Below are 20847 nucleotides of genomic sequence, written 5' to 3'. Positions count from 1 at the left end.
TTGGTTAAACAGCACCACTTTTCTGGGTTGGTGGAGAAATATTAATTCGCGCATCAACACCACTCACCATATTCTTCAATCTGCTCTTACACTAAATCGCCTAGAACGACGATTGCCCGCTCATCCCTACGATGCCCTGCACCGCAGCATCTACACCGCTTACAATCGTGCCGGTATTCACGGCTCCAAGCGCCGTGGTGGATAGGTTGCCGATGGAACCATTCACCTGGTTCAACACGTTGTTGATGGAGCCATTGATGGCGTTTGCGTTGGAGGCCACGTTTATGACGATTGCGCCGGTATCTACGGAGCCACCGATCTGCTCCATCGCAGCAGAAATCGCAGCTGTGGTGCTGGTTTGAGCCTCATCCACGGCTGAATTCACACCCAATGTGATGTCGCCTGTATTCACCGCGCCAAGCGCAGTGGTCGCCATGTCGCCAAAATCCATGGTCGGCATGGTGAATTCTGTAGCTGTTGCGAGGCTCGCGGTTGCAAGCGCGGTCGCCTCAACAACGCCCGTGACCGTGTTGTTGATGGAGCCGTCAATAGTTTCTGGGTTATAATAATAAAAGGTTTCACGAAGCTCTGGAATCGTCACGTAGGCTTCATCTTGCGTTACAACGCCAACGCCTTCCCAAATCGCTGGATCAACCTCACCGCGAACCACAATACGATCCGACCTGCCATCAATAACTTGAATAGCCCACTCACCTGCAACTGCAGGATCAGAACCGGGAAAGGTCCTTAGAACCGCCAAATCACTAAAGAGGTTGAATGTATCCCCGGGTCCAATTTCGGTATCATAACCAGCCTCATGCCTAATGGCGGTTGTTTCTGTTGCCACCAACGCTAGCGTATCCACCGCTACGCCGTTTTCATCCACTGCATCAATAATCGTGATATTTAAATCCTCATCTACCGATAAGGTCACAGTTCCAGCGGCTGATTGGAGCTCAATTGGACCCGTTCCGACTTGATCTAGCGTAACTGTCCCTACCACTTCCTCCCCGGCAGTTGAGTTCAACCACACCCTAAAGACCTCCGTCTCTTCGGGTGTGACCTCTGGAGCAAGCACCGTCTGCTCTGGGGTAACCACTTCGTAAGGGACGGGAACTGTCCCAATACTTTCAGCAATATTCGCATAGACACCATTCACAGGTGCAAGGTTGGTCATATTGTTAATGGTGCCAAGAACCCGCTCCAGTACGGATACTGTCTGAGCATTGCTTACTCCTGCCGAGCAAGCCACCACCGTTATGGTGATGCTAAATGTTCTGAAAATTTTTCGCATGCTTCCCTCAACGGTCCTGACCACTTTCCCCTATCGGTACCAAGCTGTCGGCTCGCTGAAAACGACTAAATGCGTATATTTTCAATATCTTGGCAAAACGTATATCTGCGTATATTTTTTCATTCCGAAATGTATAATTACGTATAATTTGCAAAAATGCGGCCACACTTCGCCAAATCACTGACCATCATTACGTGATCAGTGCCTCTGGGCGTTCTACCTTCATGTGACTGATGCTGCCCCCGAATCACGGACGGAACAGAATCGGCTCCACCCTCGTGCGATCTTCCGGCCCTGCGGGTTCGTAGATCACATCAATGACCCGCTTGCTTCCAAGCAACCTGACGGTTCCATGCATGCGATAAGTGAATGCGTGGTCGTCTTCAAACCGGGTGGATTTGTTCGTAACGCAGGACATCGCCACAATATTGCCTTCGGCGATATGCTTCTCGGTATCTGGATCATGGATGATCTGCTCTGTTTCGTTGGTCAAGTCGTCCAACAAATAGCGATCTTCCATATAGTCCAAGGATTTACCTTGATGGTTCTTTGGCCATAGCTGCGCGAACCCACCTGACCACGCCAACAGCTTCAAGCCGTCTGCATCATAGATGGCACGTGGTGTGATCAAGCCCGAGATACCAATGCGTTCAATTTCCAAGTCATGCTGGAGGGACCAGTTGTCCAGAACGCCCTTGATCTCGCGTATGTGACGCGGTGTCGGCACATCCTTCTCGCGTTCCCATCTGGAAACCGTCGCCTGCGACACACCCAACTTCGTGGCGAAAGCCTGCTGGTTCAGACCGTGCTGCACACGCCATAACTTCAGCTTTCGTCCAAAATCTTCGTGCATGCCGTCCGAACCATCCGCAACTACTTCTTATGTGCCCTGCCACATCGCGCAGCATGCTACTGCCGTCAATCTGCACTTAAGGCTATGTAGGCCTATCGGGGCTTAGCGTCATGCTCAAATCTTGCAGGCATTTACGCGGATTGTCATTCACCATGCCTCGCTACACCATCGGCATCATATCCAGCACGCCTATTCTGCCGACAACACAGTGATCGCGCAGCGCATCGGTGATGGCCACGTAGGTTTCTACATCGGGATCGCTGTTGCCCACCCCCTTGATAGACCCAATCATCCAGCCAAACGGCATATCGTCGGTGATGCTGACGATGGCGGGTTCGCCTTCCCCCATCCATTCATAGAACTGAGTTTCACCACGCAAGGCTTCTTCCAACGTGAAATCCAGCTTCAGGCAGTTTTTGAACCGATGCCCTGCATCCCGCAGCATCTTGACCGAACCAAGATGCCGGAACCGTGCATCAACCAGGTACGGCGCTGGGCACCGGGCATCATCTAACATCCTATCCAGAATTTTACGGGGTGACCTGCCCCGTTCCAGCTGTTCCCCTACATTACGCCACACGGATTCATCAGACTGGCCACCCTTCATCCAGCGCACAATTTCCACAAACCGACTTGCGGCCAAGTGTTCCCCAAACCGTTGAGCGATTGCTACCGTGCGCAATTCTGGCGGCAAGTTCTTCAACACCCGATAAAGTTCCCACAGTGGCAGCGAACTTCCGGCAATCTGACGGATACAGCATCCACCATCTGCCAAGAACCCCTGCCAGAACCGATAGAAATCCACAGGCAGGCCGAGATCGCCGCACCGGCCAAGCAATGTAAGGTAGCCGCTGGGACAAGCCCCATAGGCCGCGACAATCAAGTTCTTGCTTGGCTGAACCAGCAGGTTTTCCAGCGACACATGACAAACATCATGGCGGCGACCAGCGGCAAGAACCGCGTTCCACACCTGCCGACGCTTCGGTTCTGCAAGGATGTAGGCAACTGCCTTTTCATCAGCAAACACACTGGCTACACGCGAAAACAACGGCCCCGCTAGATGACGCAAAAGATATTCGTGACTGGCGGCCAAAGGCGTTCGTTCAACAAGTTCCACAACTTTATCATTTTTGCAAAAGTTCTTGTTCGCCGCCAGTTGCCCCACGATTCCCCCACGATGTTGATGATGGGGCCTGCATACAACAATCCAAAAGCTGAAGGTGGAATAATATTGTTGTTACGCAAAAAGTTTTTGTGACGGCTGAACAGAGATAGCCCTGAGAGCCACGGAACGGCCCGTATAGTGCCATCTCTCGGCATCCAGCTACGGTACCCCGCCAGACACAAAACCTGCAATTTTTGCGGTAAAATCGGCCATCTTGCCCAGGAAAGATAAATAGAAAACAACATTCTTTTTGGAGGCAAGGTGATGACATTATTGCAGAAAACAGCAGATACACTGATTTCACACGGTTTAGCTGATAATTATCAGGATTTTTCGCGCAGGTACTGCGGGTTAACTGAAAACTATTTTTACCGGCAAGCTCACCACAACCGGGACTTTTCCACTGAAGGATTACTGAACTGCATTGTGAATATACGCAAAGCGAACAAACATTACGACAGGTTTTCTACTATATTTGAGACGGAAATTGACGAGCTGGGAAAACTTGAAAGTGAATTATCTGTTGAGTTAATAAAAAGACTAAAATTAAACGACGAAAGCAGGGTGATTATTTCGGCCTGCATAGCGAATTAACTGGACAATTCGCGCAAACTGTGCTATAGTTCATAGCGCTGCTACAAAGAGGATTGCCAATCAAGGCTGCCATAGCAGGTGCCAGGTTTAGCCATAAAACAGCAATCATCAAAACGCTTAGCATCCGCAGCCATCAGCGGCGGTGCAAGTGTTAGTGGTATCTAATAAGATAAACAACGGGATGATAGAAAAATGAAAACATTATTCAAACATCAATCACGCAAATCATTAAAACAAATAAGGAATCAATATGGAAACAACTACAAAACGAAAAGATAAAACCAAATCAATAATACCTCACACACCAAAATGGGCATTAAGGAAAGCACTTAGCAACACATACATCGCATCAGCTGTTCAACATTTTAGGACAACTGAGAACATTGATAACAGATGTTATCTCATAACTGCTCACAAGGAAACCAGAGCAGGTAAGAACAAACTTCTACCATCTCATAGAGCCATCTGCACCAGTATTTACAAAGAAATAGTTAAGCTATCCTCAACCACATATACTGAAAATTCAGTTGACATCTCACCACAAGATAAGCCGGGAGTGATTTTCTGTGGTGATGCAGCTGGAACACGCAGTGATGCAAATCAGATAAATTTCAGCCCACGAGATAAACACCATATCCACGTCCTTCTGTTCCTGCCATTTGAAATGTGTGATGAACGAACTGATGTGGCATTTATGCATAAACTTGTGGAAGTTATTCGTGATGTAGATGGCATTCGCAAGTTCAACATTGGCACCACAAATGGCTCAGTTCTGGTTGAGAAATTTACCCCTAACACCCCTCTCTGGTGGACCCTTGACTACAGCGATAAAGCAGAACGGTTCACCTATGCGCACCAAGATTTCCAGCCACTTGTTTTCCCCTATCAACAGATTTTGGAGAAATACGAACCCTCAACAGCAAAAACAAATATTGAGCGTGAGAGGTGTGTTCGGAAACGAAATGCCGTTCTAGCTGGCCAAACGCGAACACTAAGAAACCTCACATACAGCCCAAATCTTTTTTACGCATCAGAGATGTGCCGTGATTTTTCTGTTTCGCACAAAGCCCTCCTCGCCTGCAACAAACTCACTGAATCAGAAAACTACATACCAAGTGAGCGGGAACTGAAACAAATCATCAGTTGGCGAGGCAGTTTTGATGGCAGCCAGCGTGGCAATCTTACTCCCATTTCTAGTGGTAACACCTCTAAGCCAGGTATGCTTTTTGATGCGGTTCAACCAGCCGAATGGGGGATTTCACTTGGTGGTTATATTGATGAATCTGCGTGCCGTGTTGCGCTTGGTAAAGCAGTGAACCCACCGAGTTTGAGCCAGCAGGGATTGATGCCAACCGATTTTTGGCAAAGCCCATCCGAACACGCGTGGTTGAAGACGCAAAACCTTTTCCATCAACGGCTGGCATTTTGGCGGATGCATTTCCGGCTGCTCCCACTGCAAAAAGCTTCAAAGGTTTACAGGTGAAAAGCGTATGAAAATTGATTATGATGCCTTTCGTGGCAAGCTTGAACCCGTTCGGTGTGAACCCATCCCAAGCCGTTTGCACAGAAAGATGCGGCGATACTTTCAGCAAGCGGCTGTTCCCGTGATGGTTCGCAGCCCGTTGCCGGAACCGATAGCAGAAATCCGTGAATTTCTTACCAGCGTTGTTGGCATTCAAACCGATTAACAACTGCGGGAATGGATACGCGGCCAGCCGCTGTTTCAGGAAATCAAGGATGGCGAACACAGCAAGCTGCGTGGTGATGATGGCAGAAAGCAGCCACCGAAACAGGGCAGAAAGCGCAACAAGCGCCGTGGCAAAAATAAAAGGTGAAAATTTAGAGTGGCTAGCTTTGCACGATGCAGGCTGGCCATTTTTGGTGGTTCCTGCTGGTATGTGATTTATCCGTATGCCTGCCGCCATTTTCATCCTGTTCCCGTTCGCTGGCTGTGGGGTACCAAATCCGACCCACGCTTGGCAACAGGTTTTTGCCCTTGGTGAAAACTTTTCATTTAATATCTTGTTGATTTCATTTACTAAATTTCCGTGTTTGATGGTGGGGTAGCCGGTGTTATACCGTGATTACAATCACTTGAGACCGTTCTATGACCATCACATCTGGTGACGAGTTGCTGGCATCTTACTGAGCCAATGCGTCCACCTATGGCCCTTTGACCTGCTGTGCCGTGTAATCACAGTGAGTCTTGAGACGGTGAACATCGTGAACGATTTGCCAAAGTTGGATATCTGAGCGCCACACCACCCTGCTGCACCTAAAGATAAAGACCTATCCATAAGAATTTTTGACCGGGCAGTCAAAACTGATTCTAGTGACACACACCTTGGGGACCAAAACTGCTTCCAACCCAAGCAGTTACCGGAGTACTGCCCGGTGTTCGCCTTACCTCAACTACTGAACCACGCCAGACCCACATCTGGCGTGGTTTTTTTATGCCTGTGGCAGTTCATCAACCAGTTCACACTGTTCGCGGCAGTGGTTGGGATTGCGAGCTGGTTGCAAGCCATTTGGGCTCTGGCGTGCGTGATGCAAAAATCTAAATCATAACGAAAGATGGGCAAACCGAAATGCCCTTTGATCTGCTTTGCCGGTTTATCACTGCTTGCCTGGAAGCAGTTGCCACTGTTAACAGTATGCCAAAGCTGGCTATCTCACCACCACACCACCACCCTGCTGTACCAAACGATAACAACCTATCCATAAAGAATTTTGACCGGACAATCAAAACTGATTCTAGTTGCACACACCTTGGAGGTGGTTCTGCTTTAACCCTTCGTGGTTGCCGGAGTACTGCCCGGCTCTACGCCTTCAAGTACTTGAACCACACCAGACCCCCATCTGGTGTGGTTCTTTTTAGCTTTGCTCAACTTCCCACTTTGCGACACGGGCGTAGGCTGCGATGGGATTAGCACGAATTCGCAACACTGTTTGGCGCGAAAGCCCGGTAGCGCGAGCGGCATCGGTAGTGTTCATCCCGGCGGGAAGGCTTTCCAGCTGTTCAATCTGTTCGCGAGTGTAGCTGGGCTTGCGGCCACGATACTTGCCCTGACGGCCCTTGGCGTGGGCGATACCGGCTTTCTGGGCTTCACGGGTGGCTTCCGCTTGCGCCTGAGCCGTGGCCGCCAAAAACGAAATCAGCGCATCCCGAACGGCCATCTGCATCGCATCGGTGGTGGCTCCATCAAACACCATCCCGTTGATGACAGTTTTGATGATGACGCCCCGAGCCATAAATTCGCGGATGACTTCCGTTACATCGGTGTAGCTACGCCCAAGCCTATCCACCCAGCGCACCACAAGCACATCGCCTGAACGCAGCTTATCATAGAGCCGTTTGCCTTCTGGCCGTTCGCACAGCCGGGTAGCCACACCAGATACCCCCTTATCGGCCACCACTTCATCAATCACGAAGCCTGCGCGTTCCGCTTGGGCGACCTGATGTTCAAGGGTTTGTTCGGCTGTGGATACGCGGGCGTAGAAAATGGTGTGTGCCAAGTGGTGTTCCTGTGTTCGTAAGGGGGTTAATCATATATAATGTATTCATATAGAGAATCCATCCCTTATGGACACACTTTCACCCGGCATTCTGGGCTACCAGATGCAATCATAAGGGTATACCCTTATGAACACATTGGCTGCGCACTGGTGACCGAGCATCGGCTTGCCGCGTAAGTGATTCGCATTTGGCAAAGAATGTTTCAGATTAAATCAAGGGATTTTCCGAGTTAATCTGCAAGTTTACCAAAATCCTGCGAACCCGTTGCCAGCCAAGGCACTGATACGACACAGGTTTCGCTGTGGGCAAATTTTCCCAAAACCCCGTGCGAGAAACCGTTTGACTGCAGGCTTGCGGATTTGCCAGTACATTGCCACCAACCCGGTGAGCGAAAAACTGAATTATTATCAGATACTTATTAACCGCCCACCCTGAAACAGTAGAAGGAACATCTATGGCGAAGACCAGCAACAAACTGACCTCAAAAGACTTGAAGAACCTTGCAGTGGGCCAATCCGCCTACGGCAGCAACCTGCGGGCCACCCGTAACAAATCCGGCATTACATTCCACGCCAGCTTTACGCTTGATGGCGAACGCTATCAGCACAAACTGGGGACCGATGCCACGATGAACCTGACGGATGCAATCCGCGAGGCCGCGCAGTATCGCGCAACCAAGGAGCGTGAGCACGAACTGAAGCACGACGGTGGGGCAGAATCTGAGATGACCCTGAACGAGGCGGTGCCGATGTATATGGACCATCTGCACCACCACGACGGCAAGAATATCAAAGCCAAGGAACACCATTTCCGCATCCACATCCTGCCCAACTTGGGAAGTAAGGTGATGGCGAGGCTGAACACCTTGGCTGTGAACGAGTTCCGTTCAAGCCTGCGCAAGAACGGGCTGACCACCGGCACCGTGAACCGCGTGATGGCTACCCTGAACCATTTCTACCGCCACGCCCAGGAACAGAGCTGGATTCACAGCCAACCTTATGTGCGCAGCAACTACAAAGAAAATTTCAAGCAGCGGGACCGGATTTCCCGGGCTGAGCAGAAAGCTTTGCTTGAAGCTGCCCAGCAACCGGGCCAACACCCGATGTTGCATCTGTTCCTGTTGATTGGATTTGGCACGGGAATGCGCCACCGGGAAATCTTGACGATTCAGTGGGAAAACATCCGCTGGCATCAAAAGCGTGTTCACTTGCCACACACAAAGACCGGCGAGCGCGAACAACCCCTGCCCCAGATTGCCCTGGATGCGCTGCGCGCGTTGCAAGAAGCCAGGGGAACAGACGCCGGTTTCGTGTTTGCCGCCGATACCAAGACCGGCCATATCAACGACCTGAGCCGCCAGTTCAAACGCCTTTGCAAAACTGCGGGGCTGAAGGCCATCTACACGCCGCACTATATGCGCCACACCAAAGTGACTGAACTTGTGGAAGCCGGTAAACCGCTTGATGTTATCAAGCAAATCACGGGGCACGAAACCACCGCGATGATTTCCCGATATGCCCATCTTGCAGAAAGCAAGGCTGTTCAGCTGGCAGTTGACGAGTGGGACCCATACGACGAAGCCGCATAAAAGCTGACAAAGCCAACAATATCTCAGGCACCCCCGTCACAGGGGGTGTTTTCATTTTCAGTGGCAACTGTGGATGAGCGCAGCAAGGACGATAGGAATCACAAGCCGAACCGTATGCACAAAATAAACACAAAATCCGAACATTTATGGAATAGTTATAAGCAAGAGGCTGAAAAATCGTTTATTTTCAATGGTACCCGTGGCCGGACTCGAACCGGCAAGCCTTGCGGCGGCGGATTTTGAATCCGCTGCGTCTACCAATTCCGCCACACGGGCAACGCGGGGATGGTCTAGCCCTGCCCCGTGTCAGCGTCAATCACGAAACACTCACAACATCCGCATCAACCGGGCTTTTTCGCCCATGTCGTCGGGACGCGACAGCGCCTCGGCCAGCCCCTGCAGGGCGGCGATGTTGTGACCTGCGCGAAAACTGTCCACATGAGGCAGCATCGCCTTGATCCCGGCGGCCTTCGGCACGAACCCGTCCCATCTGAGCAGCGGGTTCAGCCAGATGAGTTTTCGTGACGACAGATGCAGCCGCTCCATTTGCGCGGCCAGTGCGTCGGGATCATCCCGGTCCAGACCGTCGGTGATCAGCAGCACCACCGCCCCTTGCCCCAGCACCCGGCGCGACCAGTCGCGGTTGAACGCGGTCAGGCATTGGCCGATCCGCGTGCCGCCCTCCCAATCCTGCGCTTCGGCCCCGGCGGCGGCAAGTGCTGCATCTACATCCCGCGCGCCCATGTGGCGGGTGATGTTGGTCAGCCGCGTGCCAAAGGTAAACGCATGGACCTTCGCCCATCCCTGCCCCTTCCGGTTCGCCACCGCATGGAGGAAATGCAGGACGGCCCGGCTATAGGAGGACATGGAGCCGGAGATATCGCAGAGCACCACCAGATTGGGCCAGCGGATGCGGCGCGCCTTCATGTCGAACCCGGTGATCTCGCCCCCCTGCCGCATGGCGCTGCGCATGGTGCGCCGCCAGTCGGGCAGACGCCCGCGTTTGGCCGCCATGGTGCGGCGGCTTTGCAGGGGTTTGACCGGCAGCGACAGCCCGGCGATGATCCGTTTGGCCTCGGCCATTTCCGCATTGCTCATCTGTTCGAAATCGAGCGTGCGCAGCCGTTCCTCCTGCGACATGGTCAAGGTCGCGTCGATCTCGATCTCGGTGCCCTCTTCCTGCTGCTCGGCCCCTTCGGGCAGATCGCGGTCCACCCCGTCCAGCAGGGCCTCTGCCGCGCGCTTTTCGGCCGGTTTGGCCTGACGGTCCTCGGCCACGCCGCGAATGGCGGGAAGCATCATCGCCATCATGTGTTCGATATAGCGCGGATCGCGCCAGTAGAGCCGGAAGATCTGATCGAAGGTCGCCCGCTCCTCCGGGCGGCTGACGAAACAGGCCTGCAGTACGTGGTAGAAATCCGCCCGCTCGCTGAACCCCGCCACCTCAACCGCGCGCACCGCATCCAGCACGCGTCCCGGGCCTGCCTTGAGGCCGCCCGCCCGCAAGGCGCGGGCGAAATGGGTGATATTGGCGGTCAGCTGCGGGTTGTCGGGCAGCTCCAACGGGATCTGTTCGGCCATGGTGACAGAAGATTTCCTCCGGTCGGATCCGTCAAGAGCTTGTTGGTGCCGGGGTGGCTTCCCCTAGGTCATCTCAATTGATTGATTCAGATCATAGTTGACACATGATCATACATTCAAGAATGGCTCTGCCGCCTTTTGGGCGAGCGTGGAATCGATATCGGGAGTATTCTCACATGCACCAATCCCTGAAAGTCACGACGGTTCTCTTCATCGGCGCTTTTGTCGGCCTTGCGAGCCTTGGCACAGCCGCCAACGCGCAGCTTTACAACCCCTGTCCTTATACCAATGACGGCGATTGCGACGAGCCGAATGGCTTGGGCTATTGCGCCTGGGGCACTGATACCGCCGACTGTTCGAACCCGAATTCCAACTTCGGCAGCGGCGGCGGCTATGGCAGCTCATCCGCCGGGGGAGGATCATCGGGCGGCGGTCTGATGAACCCCTGCCCCTACACCAATGATGGCGATTGTGACGAGCCGAACGGGCTTGGCTACTGCGCCTGGGGCACGGATACCGCGGATTGTTCCAACCCCAATTCGAACTATGGCAGCGGATCGGGCTATTCCGGTCACGGTGGCAGCACGGCGGGTGGCGGCGCGACAACCGGGGGAGGTGGAGGCGGAGGCGCAATTACCACCTACTACCCATGGCGGACATTCACGCGGCAGATGGGCCAATTCGCAGCGCAACCCGCCAACTCCACCCCGCTTTCTCCGAGTGGGGGCATGTACTACCAGCCCGGCGCCTACACCGTGTTTACGGGTATCGTGAGAAATGGTCAGATCCAGAACATCCAGACCTTTGGCATCAGCGTGATGCCGGATCAGCGCTATCTCGCGGCTGCATCCTCGATGGGGTCTCTCAGTTTCAGGACCGATGCCAGCCTGATCATGTATTCGCCACCCGCGCCGGGAATGGCCATGATCTACGGTCGCAACGACGACATCCAGAACGATCGTGCGATCTGCATCCTTCCGTCAGGCTGGCCCATGAGCCAGTGCTGAGGAAAGCTGACAACTCCGGGCCTGTCTCAGGCCCGGAGTCTGTTTCAACTCAGTAGTTGTATTCCGTCACGATCAGCACCGCCGGGTTGTTCGAACTCCGGTGATAGCTGCCAGCCCAGATATCGTACTGGCCCGACATCGGGTTGAAGAAGACGATGGCAGGGTCGTAGCCGCGATAATCGTCATTGTAATGCCAGGAGCCATCCGGCGCATTGACCACGAGGATCGGGTCGACGTTGGACCGGGCCTGCAAGGCGATGGTCATGCGTCCGGTCGGGGACTGGCCGTAGTAATGCAGCCGGAAGTCAGGCCGCGAGACGACCCAGCCCGGTCCCAGATAAGGGTAGCAATTGGCCAGATTCACCCGCCCGCCTGCCGTGAGGTTGCGTACATAGGGATCCGGCAGAAAGCCCGCGTTCAACGTCGCCTGGCCGAAAACGGTGGGATTGTTCCAGTTCGGGCAGGCCAATGTCTGGCTGGCGCCCAGAAGGCCCGCGATCAAAGTCGCAAGCGCGAAGAAACGTCTTATCATGGCAAATGCTCCCTGTATCTGAACGTTTCAGGAACATGCCGGGCCGTCCCCCGGCGTCCCTGCTGGGATCAGATTAGCAGAGAAAAGCCTGCGAGTCCCGTGGTTTGAGGCGGAGCGCGCATAATTCGCACAAGACAACTACCCGACCGCCTCGGCCCGCACCTCGTCCAGCAGCCGCTTGGCCTCGGACCCTTGCAGCTTCTGAATGTCGTCCTGATATTTCAGGATCGCCCCGATTGTGTCGGCGATGACCTCTGGCGACAGCTCCAGCACATCGAGCGCCAGCAGGCATTTTGCCCAGTCGATGGTTTCCGCCACGCCGGGGCGCTTGAACAGATCCTCGGTGCGCAGGCGCTGCACGAACCCGACCACTTCGCGGCTCAGACGCTCGGCGGCTTCCGGGGCGCGGGCCTGCAGGATTTCCATCTCTCGGTCGAACGTCGGGTAGTCGACCCAGTGGTAGAGACAGCGCCGCTTCAGCGCGTCATGAACCTCTCGCGTGCGGTTCGAGGTCAGGATGACGATCGGAGGCTCCGGGGCCTTCATGGTGCCCAGTTCCGGGATCGTGACCTGAAAATCCGACAGAGCCTCCAGCAGGAAGGCCTCAAAAGGCTCATCGGTGCGGTCGATCTCGTCGATCAGCAGAACAGGCGCACCACCCGATTGCGGGCGCATGGCCTGCAGCAGCGGGCGTTCGATCAGGAATTCCTCGGTGAAGAGCTCGCCCTTCAGAACATCCCGATCCGCCCCGCCTGCGGCCTCTGCCGCGCGAATGGCGATCATCTGTTCGGCGAAGTTCCATTCGTAAACGGCACTGGCGGCATCCAGCCCCTCGTAGCATTGCAGCCGGATCAGCCGCCGACCAAGGGCCGCGGCGATGGCCTTGGCGATCTCGGTCTTGCCGGTGCCAGCCTCGCCTTCCAGAAACAGCGGTCGCCCAAGGCGGAGCGACAGGAACAGCACAGTGGCCAGCGCCCGTCCGCAGACATAGTTCTGTTCGGCAAGCGCGCTCTGGACCTCGTCGATGGACTGCATGACCTCTCCCTCTTTGGTGCCCATCAAGCCCCGGCCTTGGGGTCCGGGTCAAGACATGGCGCTCGAATCCCTGCCTGCCTCTTGCCGGTCAGATCGTCGCCCTACCGGTGAACCGAACCTTAACCTTGCGCGCTCGGCGATCAATTCAAGTCATCGCACAGGCATTGTTGCCGGGATGCGGAACAAGTCGCCAGAATCCCGTCAGAAATCCCACGGTAATTTCCCGCCGAGCCCATGGCGGTGCCTTACTCTCCGGTCAGATTTGCATTAAGTTAACAAGTGCCGATGTAGAGAGACCTCCATGAACGACATGCAGATGCCCATGCAAGGTGAGCGACAGACACGTGCCGACTGGCTGGCCCGGATGGACCAGATCGGAAACATGCACGGCTTTTTCGACCGGGTCGGCGCCCATCACCGAGCGCTTTACGTGCAGGAGGGCGACACGCTGCTGGTCACGTTCGACGAGGTTGGCCGCATCATGAGCGAGGGGCGCGACGCGCTGCCGGTTGGCTTCGACGCGGTCAGCAAGCGCGAATGGTCCTATCTGAGCCTCATGGCGGAGGGCGACACCTGGTTTCGCGACGAGGCGCTTTACCGCTTTTTCGACCGGCTGATCGACGAGGATTTTTTCGACAGCTTCGACCAGGTGATTTTCCTGGGTGCGGGGCCGATGTGCGGCCACGCGGCCTGCGCCTATTCCGTGGCCGCGCCCGGGGCAATGGTTCTGGCCCTGTCGCCTGCCGCCAGCCTGAATCGGGACGCCGCCCCCTTCGAGCTGCGGTTTCGCAAGGCGTGGCGCAAGGATTTCACCAGCCGCTACGGCTATGCCCCCGCCATGCTGGAAGCGGCAGAACAGGCCTTTGTCCTCTACGATCCGCTGGAGCTGCTGGACGCCGCCCACGCGGCGCAGTTCCGGGGCAAACCCGTCACCCGCATCAGGTTTCGCGGCGCGGGCCGCAATCTGCTGAAGCTGCTGGAGCCGAATTCCACGCTCGACCGGCTGCTGAAGGCGACCGGCAATGGCCGCATGTCGCCTCTGCGCTTTTCACAGATCACGCGAGCTCTGCGGAAGACAAATCCCGACTACCTCAAGCGACTGCTGAACCGGGCGGCAGAACGCGGCGGCACGAAACTGCCCTATATCGTGGCGCAGCACGGTCTGGCGGCAACGGGCGATGCACATTTTGCACGCCAAATGATGACGATCGAGGCGGACCGGGCCGCCACAGCCTGATCAACACAGCTGCGCCCACCTCACTGGGCGGGCGCGCTGACATCCTATCGGTCGGATCTACTTGGAGAGTTGCGGCGGTTCCGGTGCGGGAGCAGGAGCAGGGGTCGGATTGCCCGCAGCCGCGCCGACCAGCACGCCATCGCCATTAACCATCGGTGGTTCGGTCGAGATCGCAACCGGCATGTCGGGAACGAAGCTGTCCCCGGCATCCGATCCACCATGGTAGATCGCGAATCCGAGGCTTGGCAGGTAGGTCAGGCGGTCCACATAGGCGCCGCCATCCTCGCCGGTGGTCGTCACCCGGATCGGCCAGGACGCGTAGCTGCAGCTGCCAAGCGACATCCGGGTCTCGGGCTCCATCAGCACGTCAACGGTTTCCACATTGGTGGTGCCATCATCGTGGCGACGCACGGTGCTGCCCTGCCATGTCTGGCCGGGGAACAGCGTCGGCAGGTTGTCCACGCCGACCGCATATGTCGTCACTTCGGACGTATTGCCGATCAGCGCCCCATGGCGCGTATCCCAGCTTTGCAGCACGAAAGCACCGGAAATACTGTGCACACGGAAGCCGCCGCCATCTTCCAGATAGACCTCCTGCTCGATCACCGAGCCATCGGCCAGCCGGTCGTAGCGCACGTAGAAATCATTGAAGCTGACAAAGACTCCATCGCCGGTATCGGACATGGATTGCGGGCAATCGGCCAGGGCGGCAGTGCCGACGGAAACGAGGGCGAGCGTGAAAAGGGTTTTTTGGATCATGACGTGGACCTCCGAAAGTGCTGGTCGTGGGCGGATCAAATGACCTGCCCCCGTTGATCCGGGAGCTAGGGAATTGGAGCCGGGGGATATCACCGGCCCGACCCCCATCTTTGACCGCATTACCCGGCTTGGCCAGCCCCAGTTGCGAAACAATCGCCAGCAACCTTCTTCAAATCGACCGCTGCCAGCCTCCATGGGACGCGCGCAGGGGAGAAAAGGTTCAAAGATTATCGCAGATTGTCAGGCATCGTCGCGTGGACCGGGCCGGATATGCACCTCGGTCAACGCCCCGTAGAGCCGTTTGCCAAAGAGGCCAAAAAAGGCCCCGATCAGCAGCGGCCACAGCATTGCGGTCGCCAGAAGTGCCGCGATCAGCGCCGCCGCCGCCAGCAAAAGCAGCAAGGTGAGCATGTCGAACTCGGATTTCTCCACCGGGATCGACAGATCGAACACGTCCTCCACCGCTTTCTTCACATGCGGCTCGGCATAGGGTTCGGCATATCCGGCCAGAAGACCGAGGAGAAAGGAAAGCAACATGGCAGGGTCCATTCAGAGAGATCACTTTGCACAGGCAGCATAGCCCGAGCCGCAGATATGGTGCACTGCGGCATGTGGCAAGGGATCACAGATCGGCAATCAGCTGCTCAACCGGCACCGGCGGCACATCCCGCCAGGGCCTGTAAGCCACCAGCAGAAAATACCCCACGAGACCAAGCAACAGGATTGGCAGGGCCGCCCCCATGAGCCGCGCGGTCGAAACGCCAGAGGCCAGCGCCGCCCCCAGAATGCCGAGGCCAAGCAAGGCGCTGACGACGCCAATGACGAACATCGCCCATTCCAGGCCCTTTCCCGCCCCGACCTGCACACTCATCCCGGGCCGCGCCGATGCCAGTTCTGTCAGCACGGTCTTCATCAACACCGGTATGGCCGGGTCACCGGGGGCAAACCCTGCGGCGATCACCTCCTGCTCGCTGTGAAAGGTCAGAACCAGCTTGGCCCCCCGAACACGCCCGCTGCGCCAGGACGCGTAGTGAACGCCGGTCAGATCCGTCCAGTGATGAAACGCCCCTCCGGCATGGCGCATCCCGGTCTCCCCGATCTCCAGCGAGACGGGCGCGCGGATCAGTCCGGGGCGATAGCTGAGCGTCTGCAATTCAAGCCTCATGCGGCGCTTTCCCCTTTGCATGGGACAAAAATCCGGTGTAGCGCAAGCCCCATGACCCAGAGCCTCACGATCCGCCGCCCCGATGACTGGCACCTGCACCTGCGCGATGGCGCGATGCTGGCCGGTGTTTTGCCCGAAACCGCGCGCCATTTCGCCCGCGCGATCATCATGCCGAACCTTGTGCCGCCCGTTGTGACCGGCGCTCAGGCCGCCGCCTATCGCGACCGGATCCTGGCCGCGATCCCTGAAGGCATGAGCTTCCAGCCGCTGATGACGCTCTATCTGACGGAAGACACCAACCCGACGGATGTCGCCGCCGCCCATGCCAGCGGGCTGGTGACGGCGGTCAAGCTCTACCCGGCGGGCGCGACGACAAATTCGGCCTCGGGTGTTGCCAATTTCGACAATGTGCGCGGTGTGCTGGAGAAAATGGCCGAGATCGGCCTGCCGCTCTGCATCCATGGCGAGGTGACGACCCACGACGTCGATATCTTCGACCGCGAGCAGGTGTTTCTTGAGACCGTCCTGCATCCGCTGCGGGAACGGACCCCGGGCCTGAAAGTAACGCTGGAACACATCACCACCTCGCACGGGATCGACTATGTGTCGGGGGCCGACGGCGACATGGCGGGCACGATCACCACCCATCACCTGATGATCAACCGCAACCACATCCTCGTGGGCGGTATCAAGCCGCATTACTACTGCCTGCCGGTCGCCAAGCGGCGCGAGCATATGGAGGCGCTGCGCAAGGCGGCGACCTCCGGCAATCCACGCTTCTTCCTCGGCACCGACAGCGCACCCCATAGCGACGCGAACAAGGAAAGCGCCTGCGGCTGCGCGGGCTGTTTCACCGCCACCAACACCATGGCCTGCCTGGCCCATGTGTTCGAAGAGGAAGGCGCGCTCGACAAGCTGGAGGGCTTTGCCTCCATGTTCGGCCCGGTCCGCTACGGCCTGCCCCCGAACGAAGAGACGATCACGCTGGTGAAAGAGCCCGAGCCGGTCCCCTACCCCGCCAAGATCGACACCGGCGACGGCCCCGTGACCGTCTTCGACCCGGGCCATCCGCTCTATTGGCGCGTGGCGTGACCCTTTCTTCTTGGACCAAATACTCCCGCCGGAGGCATCCCCGGCCCACCACAAGAGGTGACAGATGATCCCCAGCTCATACCCCGATCAGGCCACCATCGCCCAACTGACCGCGCGCATGCTGCTCGACATCAAGGCGGTGCATTTCAACGCGGACACACCCTTTGTGCATTCCAATGGCAAAGAGGCCCCCACCTATGTCGACTGCCGCAAGCTGATCAGCTATCCGCGTATCCGCTCGACGCTGATGGATTTCCTGACCTGCACCCTGATGCGCAATGCCGGGCTGGAGGCGTTTGATAACGTGGCCGGTGGCGAGACGGCGGGCATCCCCTTTGCTGCCCTCGTGGCCGAACGCATGGCCCTGCCGATGACCTATGTGCGCAAGAAGCCCAAGGGACATGGCCGCAACGCCCAGATCGAAGGGGATATGAGCGAGGGTCAGCGCGTGGTGCTGATCGAGGATCTGACCACCGATGGCGGGTCGAAACTGAAATTCGTCGATGCGATCCGCAACACTGGGGCGGAATGCGGGCATACGGCGGTCATTTTCTACTACGGCATTTTTGAGGAGACGATCCCGACCCTGCGCGCCCATGGGGTGGAGCTGCATTACCTTTGTACATGGTGGGACGTGCTGGCAGAGGCGCGCCGTGCGGGTGACTTCGATGACGCGACCCTCGACTCGGTCGAACGCTTCCTCACCGATCCGGAAGCCTGGCGCAAAGCGAGAGGCTAGCGCCAAGGCGTTTGCAAACGCCTTATAACAAGGGCCTTGCAAGGCCCTTCCCCGCGCCCGTGTCACGCGAAGGCCTACCGTTCAATAGCGCGTTTTCTTGTGGCGGGCGATCTTCTCCACAGCCTGTCCACAGGATATCCAGATTGCCGCCCGGCCTGCCGATTTGCTATGACACGGGCCTCAGGGGCAGTCAAAAAACAGGGGATCAGCGATGAACGAGATCAGCAATGTGGCGGGCAATCTCCCGCAAGCTGCTGAAACCGCTGACCTTCCTCAGAACGTCGAGGCGGAGCAACAGCTTCTGGGGGCGATTCTGTCGTCCAACGACGTTCTGGATCGCATCGAAGACCTGGTGAAACCCGATCATTTCTATGATCCCGTCCATGCCGATATCTTCGAGCTTGCCTCGAAACGCATCACCTCGGGCATGCAGACCGATGCCACGACGCTCAAGAATTTCATGGCCGATCATCAGGGCCTCAAGGCGCTCGGCGGCGTGGAGTACCTGCTGCGGCTGCAATTGTCAGCCATCGCCACCACGGCCGCCCGGGACTATGCGCAACTGATCCATGACCTCGCCCTGCGCCGCTCGCTCATTCAACTGGGCAAGAACATCGCCGACAAGGCCACCACGGTGCGCGACGAAAGCTCTCCCGACGATCAGATCGTCGATGCCGAGGCACAGCTTTTCCAGCTCGCGTCCAGCGGCACCGCGTCCAAGGGCTTCCAGAGCTTCCTGCGGGCGCTGACCGATGCGGTCGAGATCGCCAATGCCGCCTATAACCGCGGTGGCGGGCTGGCGGGCCTGTCCACCGGGCTGGCAGATATGGACAAGATGCTGGGGGGCCTGCACCATTCCGACCTGCTGATCCTCGCCGGGCGTCCGTCGATGGGCAAGACGTCGCTGGCCACCAACATCGCCTTCAACGTCGCCAAGGCGTTCAAGCGTGGCCCCAAACCCGATGGAACGGAAGGCACGCTTTCCGGCGGGGTCGTCGGCTTCTTCAGCCTCGAAATGTCGGCCGCACAGTTGGCGCAGCGGATCCTGTCCGAGGCGGCCGAGGTGCCATCGGAACTGATCCGCAAGGGGGACCTCAACGAACAGGAGTTTCAGCGCTACCTGCGCGCCGCGCAGGAACTGGAAAGCTGCCCTCTCTATATCGACGACACCCCCGCCTTGCCGATCAGCCAGGTGGCCGCCCGGTCGCGGCGGCTGAAACGGTCTCGCCTCGGGCTGGACCTGATCATCGTGGACTACCTTCAGCTTCTGCGCGGGTCGGGCAAAGCCGACAACCGGGTGAACGAGGTGTCCGAGATCACCCAAGGCCTGAAGGCCATTGCCAAGGAACTGAACATCCCCGTGATCGCGCTGTCGCAGCTCAGCCGCCAGGTGGAAAGCCGCGAAGACAAGCGTCCGCAGCTGTCCGACCTGCGCGAATCCGGATCCATCGAACAGGATGCCGACGTGGTGATGTTCGTGTACCGGGGTGAATACTACAAGGAACGGGAAAAACCGGGCGAAGAGAACCTGGAAGCCATGGCGCAATGGCAGCAGGACATGGAACAGCTGCACGGCAAGGCCGAGGTCATCATCGGCAAGCAGCGTCACGGGCCGGTCGGGTCCATCGACCTCAGCTTCGATGGCCGCTTCACCCGGTTTGGCAATCTCGTGAAACCCTGGCAACAGGGTGGCGATCAGGGCTTCTGAGGCGCGGGCGATGGCCGAGTTCACCGATATCCCCGTTCTGGACCTCGCCCCCCTGACCCAGGGGCGCGACACCGCCGATCTGGCCCACGATTTCGCCCGTGCCTATGGCGAAACGGGCTTCGGCTACGTGGTCAATCACGGCATCCCCGAGGAGCTGTGCGAGGGCATCTTCGAGGCCTCCCGCCGGTTTCACGCCCTGCCCATGGCTGAAAAGCAGGCCATCTCAGTGAACCGCAACCATCGCGGCTATATCGCGATCAACACCTCGACCGACGTGACGACCGAGTTGGCCGAGGTCACCAAGCCCAACCAGTCCGCCAGCTTCATGATGATGCGCGAGGATGCGGCGCATGACCCTACCGTCTACCTCTCGGGTCCCAACCAGTGGCCCGACCTGCCCGGCTTCCGAGCGACCTGCGAGGCCTATGCAAGCGCGATGAGCGGCCTTGGCGCGCGGCTGATGCGACTGGCCCTTCAGGCGATCGGGGTGGAGGACGACACGATCCTGCGCGCCTTTGACGAACCTACGATCTGGCTCAGGCTGCTGCATTACCCGCCGATGCCGCCGCAGGCGCCCGAAGACCTGTACGGCTCTGCCCCGCACAAGGATTTCGGCTGCCTGACCCTTCTGGCGCAGGACGATGTGGGCGGGTTGCAGGTGATGACGCCTGCGGGCCACTGGGTGGATGCACCGCCCATTAAGGGCGCTTTCGTGGTCAATGTGGGCGACATGCTGCACCGGATGTCGAACGGGCGGCTTCTGTCCACGCCGCACCGGGTCATCAACCGCTCTGGCCGCGAACGCTATTCCTGCCCCTTCTTCTACGATCCAAACGTTAACACCGACATCGTCCCCCTGCCCGGCACCGGCACGCCGCTGTTTCCGCCGCTCCGCTTCGCCGATTTCCTCCGAAGCGAGCTGGAAGCGGGCTATGACGCCCACAAGGACGACAAGGGGGCTTGACCGTTCGGCCTGCGCGC

Annotated in this window: 21 protein-coding genes and 1 tRNA gene; 11 read left to right on the top strand and 11 right to left on the bottom strand. The window is 57.4% G+C overall.

What is annotated here, in order from left to right; all coding sequences use genetic code 11:
- Nucleotides 1-100 precede the first annotated feature (100 nt).
- The 3 genes from EP237_RS17985 to EP237_RS17975 all read right to left on the bottom strand — a co-directional run bounded on the left by EP237_RS17985 (nt 101) and on the right by EP237_RS17975 (nt 3312).
- The gene (locus tag EP237_RS17985) at nt 101-1294 is read right to left on the bottom strand and encodes a hypothetical protein (protein WP_127562281.1); all 1194 of its coding nucleotides are present in this window, start codon (nt 1292-1294) and stop codon (nt 101-103) included.
- Nucleotides 1295-1541: 247 nt separating this feature from the next.
- Nucleotides 1542-2147 (bottom strand): helix-turn-helix domain-containing protein, encoded by a 606-nt coding sequence (locus EP237_RS17980; RefSeq protein WP_127562280.1) that lies wholly within the window; start codon nt 2145-2147, stop codon nt 1542-1544.
- A 160-nt stretch (nt 2148-2307) separates the two neighbouring features.
- Nucleotides 2308-3312: a hypothetical protein gene (locus EP237_RS17975; RefSeq protein ID WP_127562279.1), complete on the bottom strand. Its 1005-nt coding sequence runs from the start codon at nt 3310-3312 to the stop codon at nt 2308-2310.
- 264 nt (nt 3313-3576) lie between these two features.
- On the opposite strand from EP237_RS17975, the gene EP237_RS17970 reads away from it, so the two are divergent.
- The 4 genes from EP237_RS17970 to EP237_RS23190 all read left to right on the top strand — a co-directional run bounded on the left by EP237_RS17970 (nt 3577) and on the right by EP237_RS23190 (nt 5808).
- Nucleotides 3577-3906, top strand: a complete 330-nt coding sequence (locus tag EP237_RS17970; protein ID WP_127562278.1) for a hypothetical protein — start codon at nt 3577-3579, stop codon at nt 3904-3906.
- Nucleotides 3907-4156: 250 nt separating this feature from the next.
- Nucleotides 4157-5389, top strand: coding sequence for a hypothetical protein (locus tag EP237_RS17965; protein ID WP_127562277.1), 1233 nt, complete (start codon nt 4157-4159; stop codon nt 5387-5389).
- 7 nt (nt 5390-5396) lie between these two features.
- Entirely contained in the window at nt 5397-5594 is a 198-nt protein-coding gene (locus tag EP237_RS17960; RefSeq protein ID WP_127562276.1) for a PIN domain-containing protein, read from the top strand.
- 49 nt (nt 5595-5643) lie between these two features.
- Nucleotides 5644-5808, top strand: coding sequence for a hypothetical protein (locus tag EP237_RS23190; protein WP_164744756.1), 165 nt, complete (start codon nt 5644-5646; stop codon nt 5806-5808).
- A gap of 972 nt (nt 5809-6780) precedes the next feature.
- On the opposite strand, the gene EP237_RS17950 is transcribed toward EP237_RS23190, so the two are convergent.
- The gene (locus EP237_RS17950) at nt 6781-7422 is read right to left on the bottom strand and encodes a recombinase family protein (protein WP_127562275.1); all 642 of its coding nucleotides are present in this window, start codon (nt 7420-7422) and stop codon (nt 6781-6783) included.
- 455 nt (nt 7423-7877) lie between these two features.
- On the opposite strand from EP237_RS17950, the gene EP237_RS17945 reads away from it, so the two are divergent.
- A complete protein-coding gene (locus EP237_RS17945; protein WP_127562274.1) occupies nt 7878-9011 on the top strand; it encodes a tyrosine-type recombinase/integrase in 1134 nt (377 codons plus the stop codon).
- 191 nt (nt 9012-9202) lie between these two features.
- Here EP237_RS17945 and EP237_RS17940 read toward each other — a convergent pair.
- Together EP237_RS17940 and EP237_RS17935 are read right to left on the bottom strand one after the other, a co-directional pair.
- A tRNA-Leu gene (locus tag EP237_RS17940) sits at nt 9203-9287 on the bottom strand.
- 51 nt (nt 9288-9338) lie between these two features.
- Nucleotides 9339-10592, bottom strand: a complete 1254-nt coding sequence (locus tag EP237_RS17935) for a vWA domain-containing protein (RefSeq protein ID WP_127562273.1) — start codon at nt 10590-10592, stop codon at nt 9339-9341.
- Between the two features lie 176 nt (nt 10593-10768).
- On the opposite strand from EP237_RS17935, the gene EP237_RS17930 reads away from it, so the two are divergent.
- Nucleotides 10769-11599 (top strand): hypothetical protein, encoded by an 831-nt coding sequence (locus EP237_RS17930; protein ID WP_127562272.1) that lies wholly within the window; start codon nt 10769-10771, stop codon nt 11597-11599.
- Nucleotides 11600-11648: 49 nt separating this feature from the next.
- Here the strand turns inward: EP237_RS17930 and EP237_RS17925 are convergent, their stop codons facing one another.
- Nucleotides 11649-12131, bottom strand: coding sequence for a peptidase S1 (locus EP237_RS17925; protein WP_127562271.1), 483 nt, complete (start codon nt 12129-12131; stop codon nt 11649-11651).
- 138 nt (nt 12132-12269) lie between these two features.
- Complete coding sequence (locus EP237_RS17920; protein ID WP_127562287.1) at nt 12270-13166, bottom strand: AAA family ATPase; 897 nt, start codon at nt 13164-13166, stop codon at nt 12270-12272.
- 301 nt (nt 13167-13467) lie between these two features.
- Here EP237_RS17920 and EP237_RS17915 point away from each other — a divergent pair, with 301 nt between their 5' ends.
- A complete protein-coding gene (locus tag EP237_RS17915; protein WP_127562270.1) occupies nt 13468-14403 on the top strand; it encodes a phosphoadenosine phosphosulfate reductase in 936 nt (311 codons plus the stop codon).
- Between the two features lie 57 nt (nt 14404-14460).
- Here EP237_RS17915 and EP237_RS17910 read toward each other — a convergent pair whose 3' ends face one another.
- From EP237_RS17910 to EP237_RS17900, 3 genes are all read right to left on the bottom strand, one after another.
- Nucleotides 14461-15162 (bottom strand): fimbrial protein, encoded by a 702-nt coding sequence (locus EP237_RS17910; protein WP_127562269.1) that lies wholly within the window; start codon nt 15160-15162, stop codon nt 14461-14463.
- Nucleotides 15163-15402: 240 nt separating this feature from the next.
- Nucleotides 15403-15699, bottom strand: coding sequence for a hypothetical protein (locus EP237_RS17905; protein WP_127562268.1), 297 nt, complete (start codon nt 15697-15699; stop codon nt 15403-15405).
- Between the two features lie 85 nt (nt 15700-15784).
- Nucleotides 15785-16327, bottom strand: coding sequence for a hypothetical protein (locus EP237_RS17900; RefSeq protein WP_127562267.1), 543 nt, complete (start codon nt 16325-16327; stop codon nt 15785-15787).
- A 51-nt stretch (nt 16328-16378) separates the two neighbouring features.
- On the opposite strand from EP237_RS17900, the gene pyrC reads away from it, so the two are divergent.
- The 4 genes from pyrC (at nt 16379) to EP237_RS17880 (ending at nt 20830) form a co-directional block, all read left to right on the top strand.
- Nucleotides 16379-17419 (top strand): dihydroorotase, encoded by a 1041-nt coding sequence (gene pyrC, locus EP237_RS17895; protein WP_127562266.1) that lies wholly within the window; start codon nt 16379-16381, stop codon nt 17417-17419.
- A 64-nt stretch (nt 17420-17483) separates the two neighbouring features.
- On the top strand, nt 17484-18158 hold the full coding sequence (locus tag EP237_RS17890) for an orotate phosphoribosyltransferase (RefSeq protein ID WP_127562265.1): 675 nt from the start codon (nt 17484-17486) through the stop codon (nt 18156-18158).
- Nucleotides 18159-18369: 211 nt separating this feature from the next.
- The gene (locus tag EP237_RS17885) at nt 18370-19866 is read left to right on the top strand and encodes a replicative DNA helicase (protein ID WP_127562264.1); all 1497 of its coding nucleotides are present in this window, start codon (nt 18370-18372) and stop codon (nt 19864-19866) included.
- A gap of 10 nt (nt 19867-19876) precedes the next feature.
- Nucleotides 19877-20830 carry an isopenicillin N synthase family dioxygenase gene (locus EP237_RS17880; protein WP_127562263.1) on the top strand — a complete coding sequence of 318 codons (954 nt, stop codon included), beginning with the start codon at nt 19877-19879 and terminating at the stop codon, nt 20828-20830.
- Nucleotides 20831-20847 lie beyond the last annotated feature (17 nt).

Source organism: Nioella ostreopsis (assembly GCF_004000255.1).
In the GTDB taxonomy this organism is placed as follows: domain Bacteria; phylum Pseudomonadota; class Alphaproteobacteria; order Rhodobacterales; family Rhodobacteraceae; genus Nioella; species Nioella ostreopsis.
Note: the sequence above shows the minus strand (reverse complement) of the source record. Positions and strands in the feature narration are given on the sequence as shown.

Coding starts and splice junctions, on each gene's coding strand:
- EP237_RS17985 (WP_127562281.1), bottom strand. CDS start 1,294: ATGCGAAAAATTTTCAGAACATTTAGCATCACCATAACGGTGGTGGCT.
- EP237_RS17980 (WP_127562280.1), bottom strand. CDS start 2,147: ATGCACGAAGATTTTGGACGAAAGCTGAAGTTATGGCGTGTGCAGCAC.
- EP237_RS17970 (WP_127562278.1), top strand. CDS start 3,577: ATGACATTATTGCAGAAAACAGCAGATACACTGATTTCACACGGTTTA.
- EP237_RS17965 (WP_127562277.1), top strand. CDS start 4,157: ATGGAAACAACTACAAAACGAAAAGATAAAACCAAATCAATAATACCT.
- EP237_RS17960 (WP_127562276.1), top strand. CDS start 5,397: ATGAAAATTGATTATGATGCCTTTCGTGGCAAGCTTGAACCCGTTCGG.
- EP237_RS23190 (WP_164744756.1), top strand. CDS start 5,644: ATGGCGAACACAGCAAGCTGCGTGGTGATGATGGCAGAAAGCAGCCAC.
- EP237_RS17945 (WP_127562274.1), top strand. CDS start 7,878: ATGGCGAAGACCAGCAACAAACTGACCTCAAAAGACTTGAAGAACCTT.
- EP237_RS17935 (WP_127562273.1), bottom strand. CDS start 10,592: ATGGCCGAACAGATCCCGTTGGAGCTGCCCGACAACCCGCAGCTGACC.
- EP237_RS17930 (WP_127562272.1), top strand. CDS start 10,769: ATGCACCAATCCCTGAAAGTCACGACGGTTCTCTTCATCGGCGCTTTT.
- EP237_RS17925 (WP_127562271.1), bottom strand. CDS start 12,131: ATGATAAGACGTTTCTTCGCGCTTGCGACTTTGATCGCGGGCCTTCTG.
- EP237_RS17920 (WP_127562287.1), bottom strand. CDS start 13,166: ATGCAGTCCATCGACGAGGTCCAGAGCGCGCTTGCCGAACAGAACTAT.
- EP237_RS17915 (WP_127562270.1), top strand. CDS start 13,468: ATGAACGACATGCAGATGCCCATGCAAGGTGAGCGACAGACACGTGCC.
- EP237_RS17910 (WP_127562269.1), bottom strand. CDS start 15,162: ATGATCCAAAAAACCCTTTTCACGCTCGCCCTCGTTTCCGTCGGCACT.
- EP237_RS17905 (WP_127562268.1), bottom strand. CDS start 15,699: ATGTTGCTTTCCTTTCTCCTCGGTCTTCTGGCCGGATATGCCGAACCC.
- EP237_RS17900 (WP_127562267.1), bottom strand. CDS start 16,327: ATGAGGCTTGAATTGCAGACGCTCAGCTATCGCCCCGGACTGATCCGC.
- pyrC (WP_127562266.1), top strand. CDS start 16,379: ATGACCCAGAGCCTCACGATCCGCCGCCCCGATGACTGGCACCTGCAC.
- EP237_RS17890 (WP_127562265.1), top strand. CDS start 17,484: ATGATCCCCAGCTCATACCCCGATCAGGCCACCATCGCCCAACTGACC.
- EP237_RS17885 (WP_127562264.1), top strand. CDS start 18,370: ATGAACGAGATCAGCAATGTGGCGGGCAATCTCCCGCAAGCTGCTGAA.
- EP237_RS17880 (WP_127562263.1), top strand. CDS start 19,877: ATGGCCGAGTTCACCGATATCCCCGTTCTGGACCTCGCCCCCCTGACC.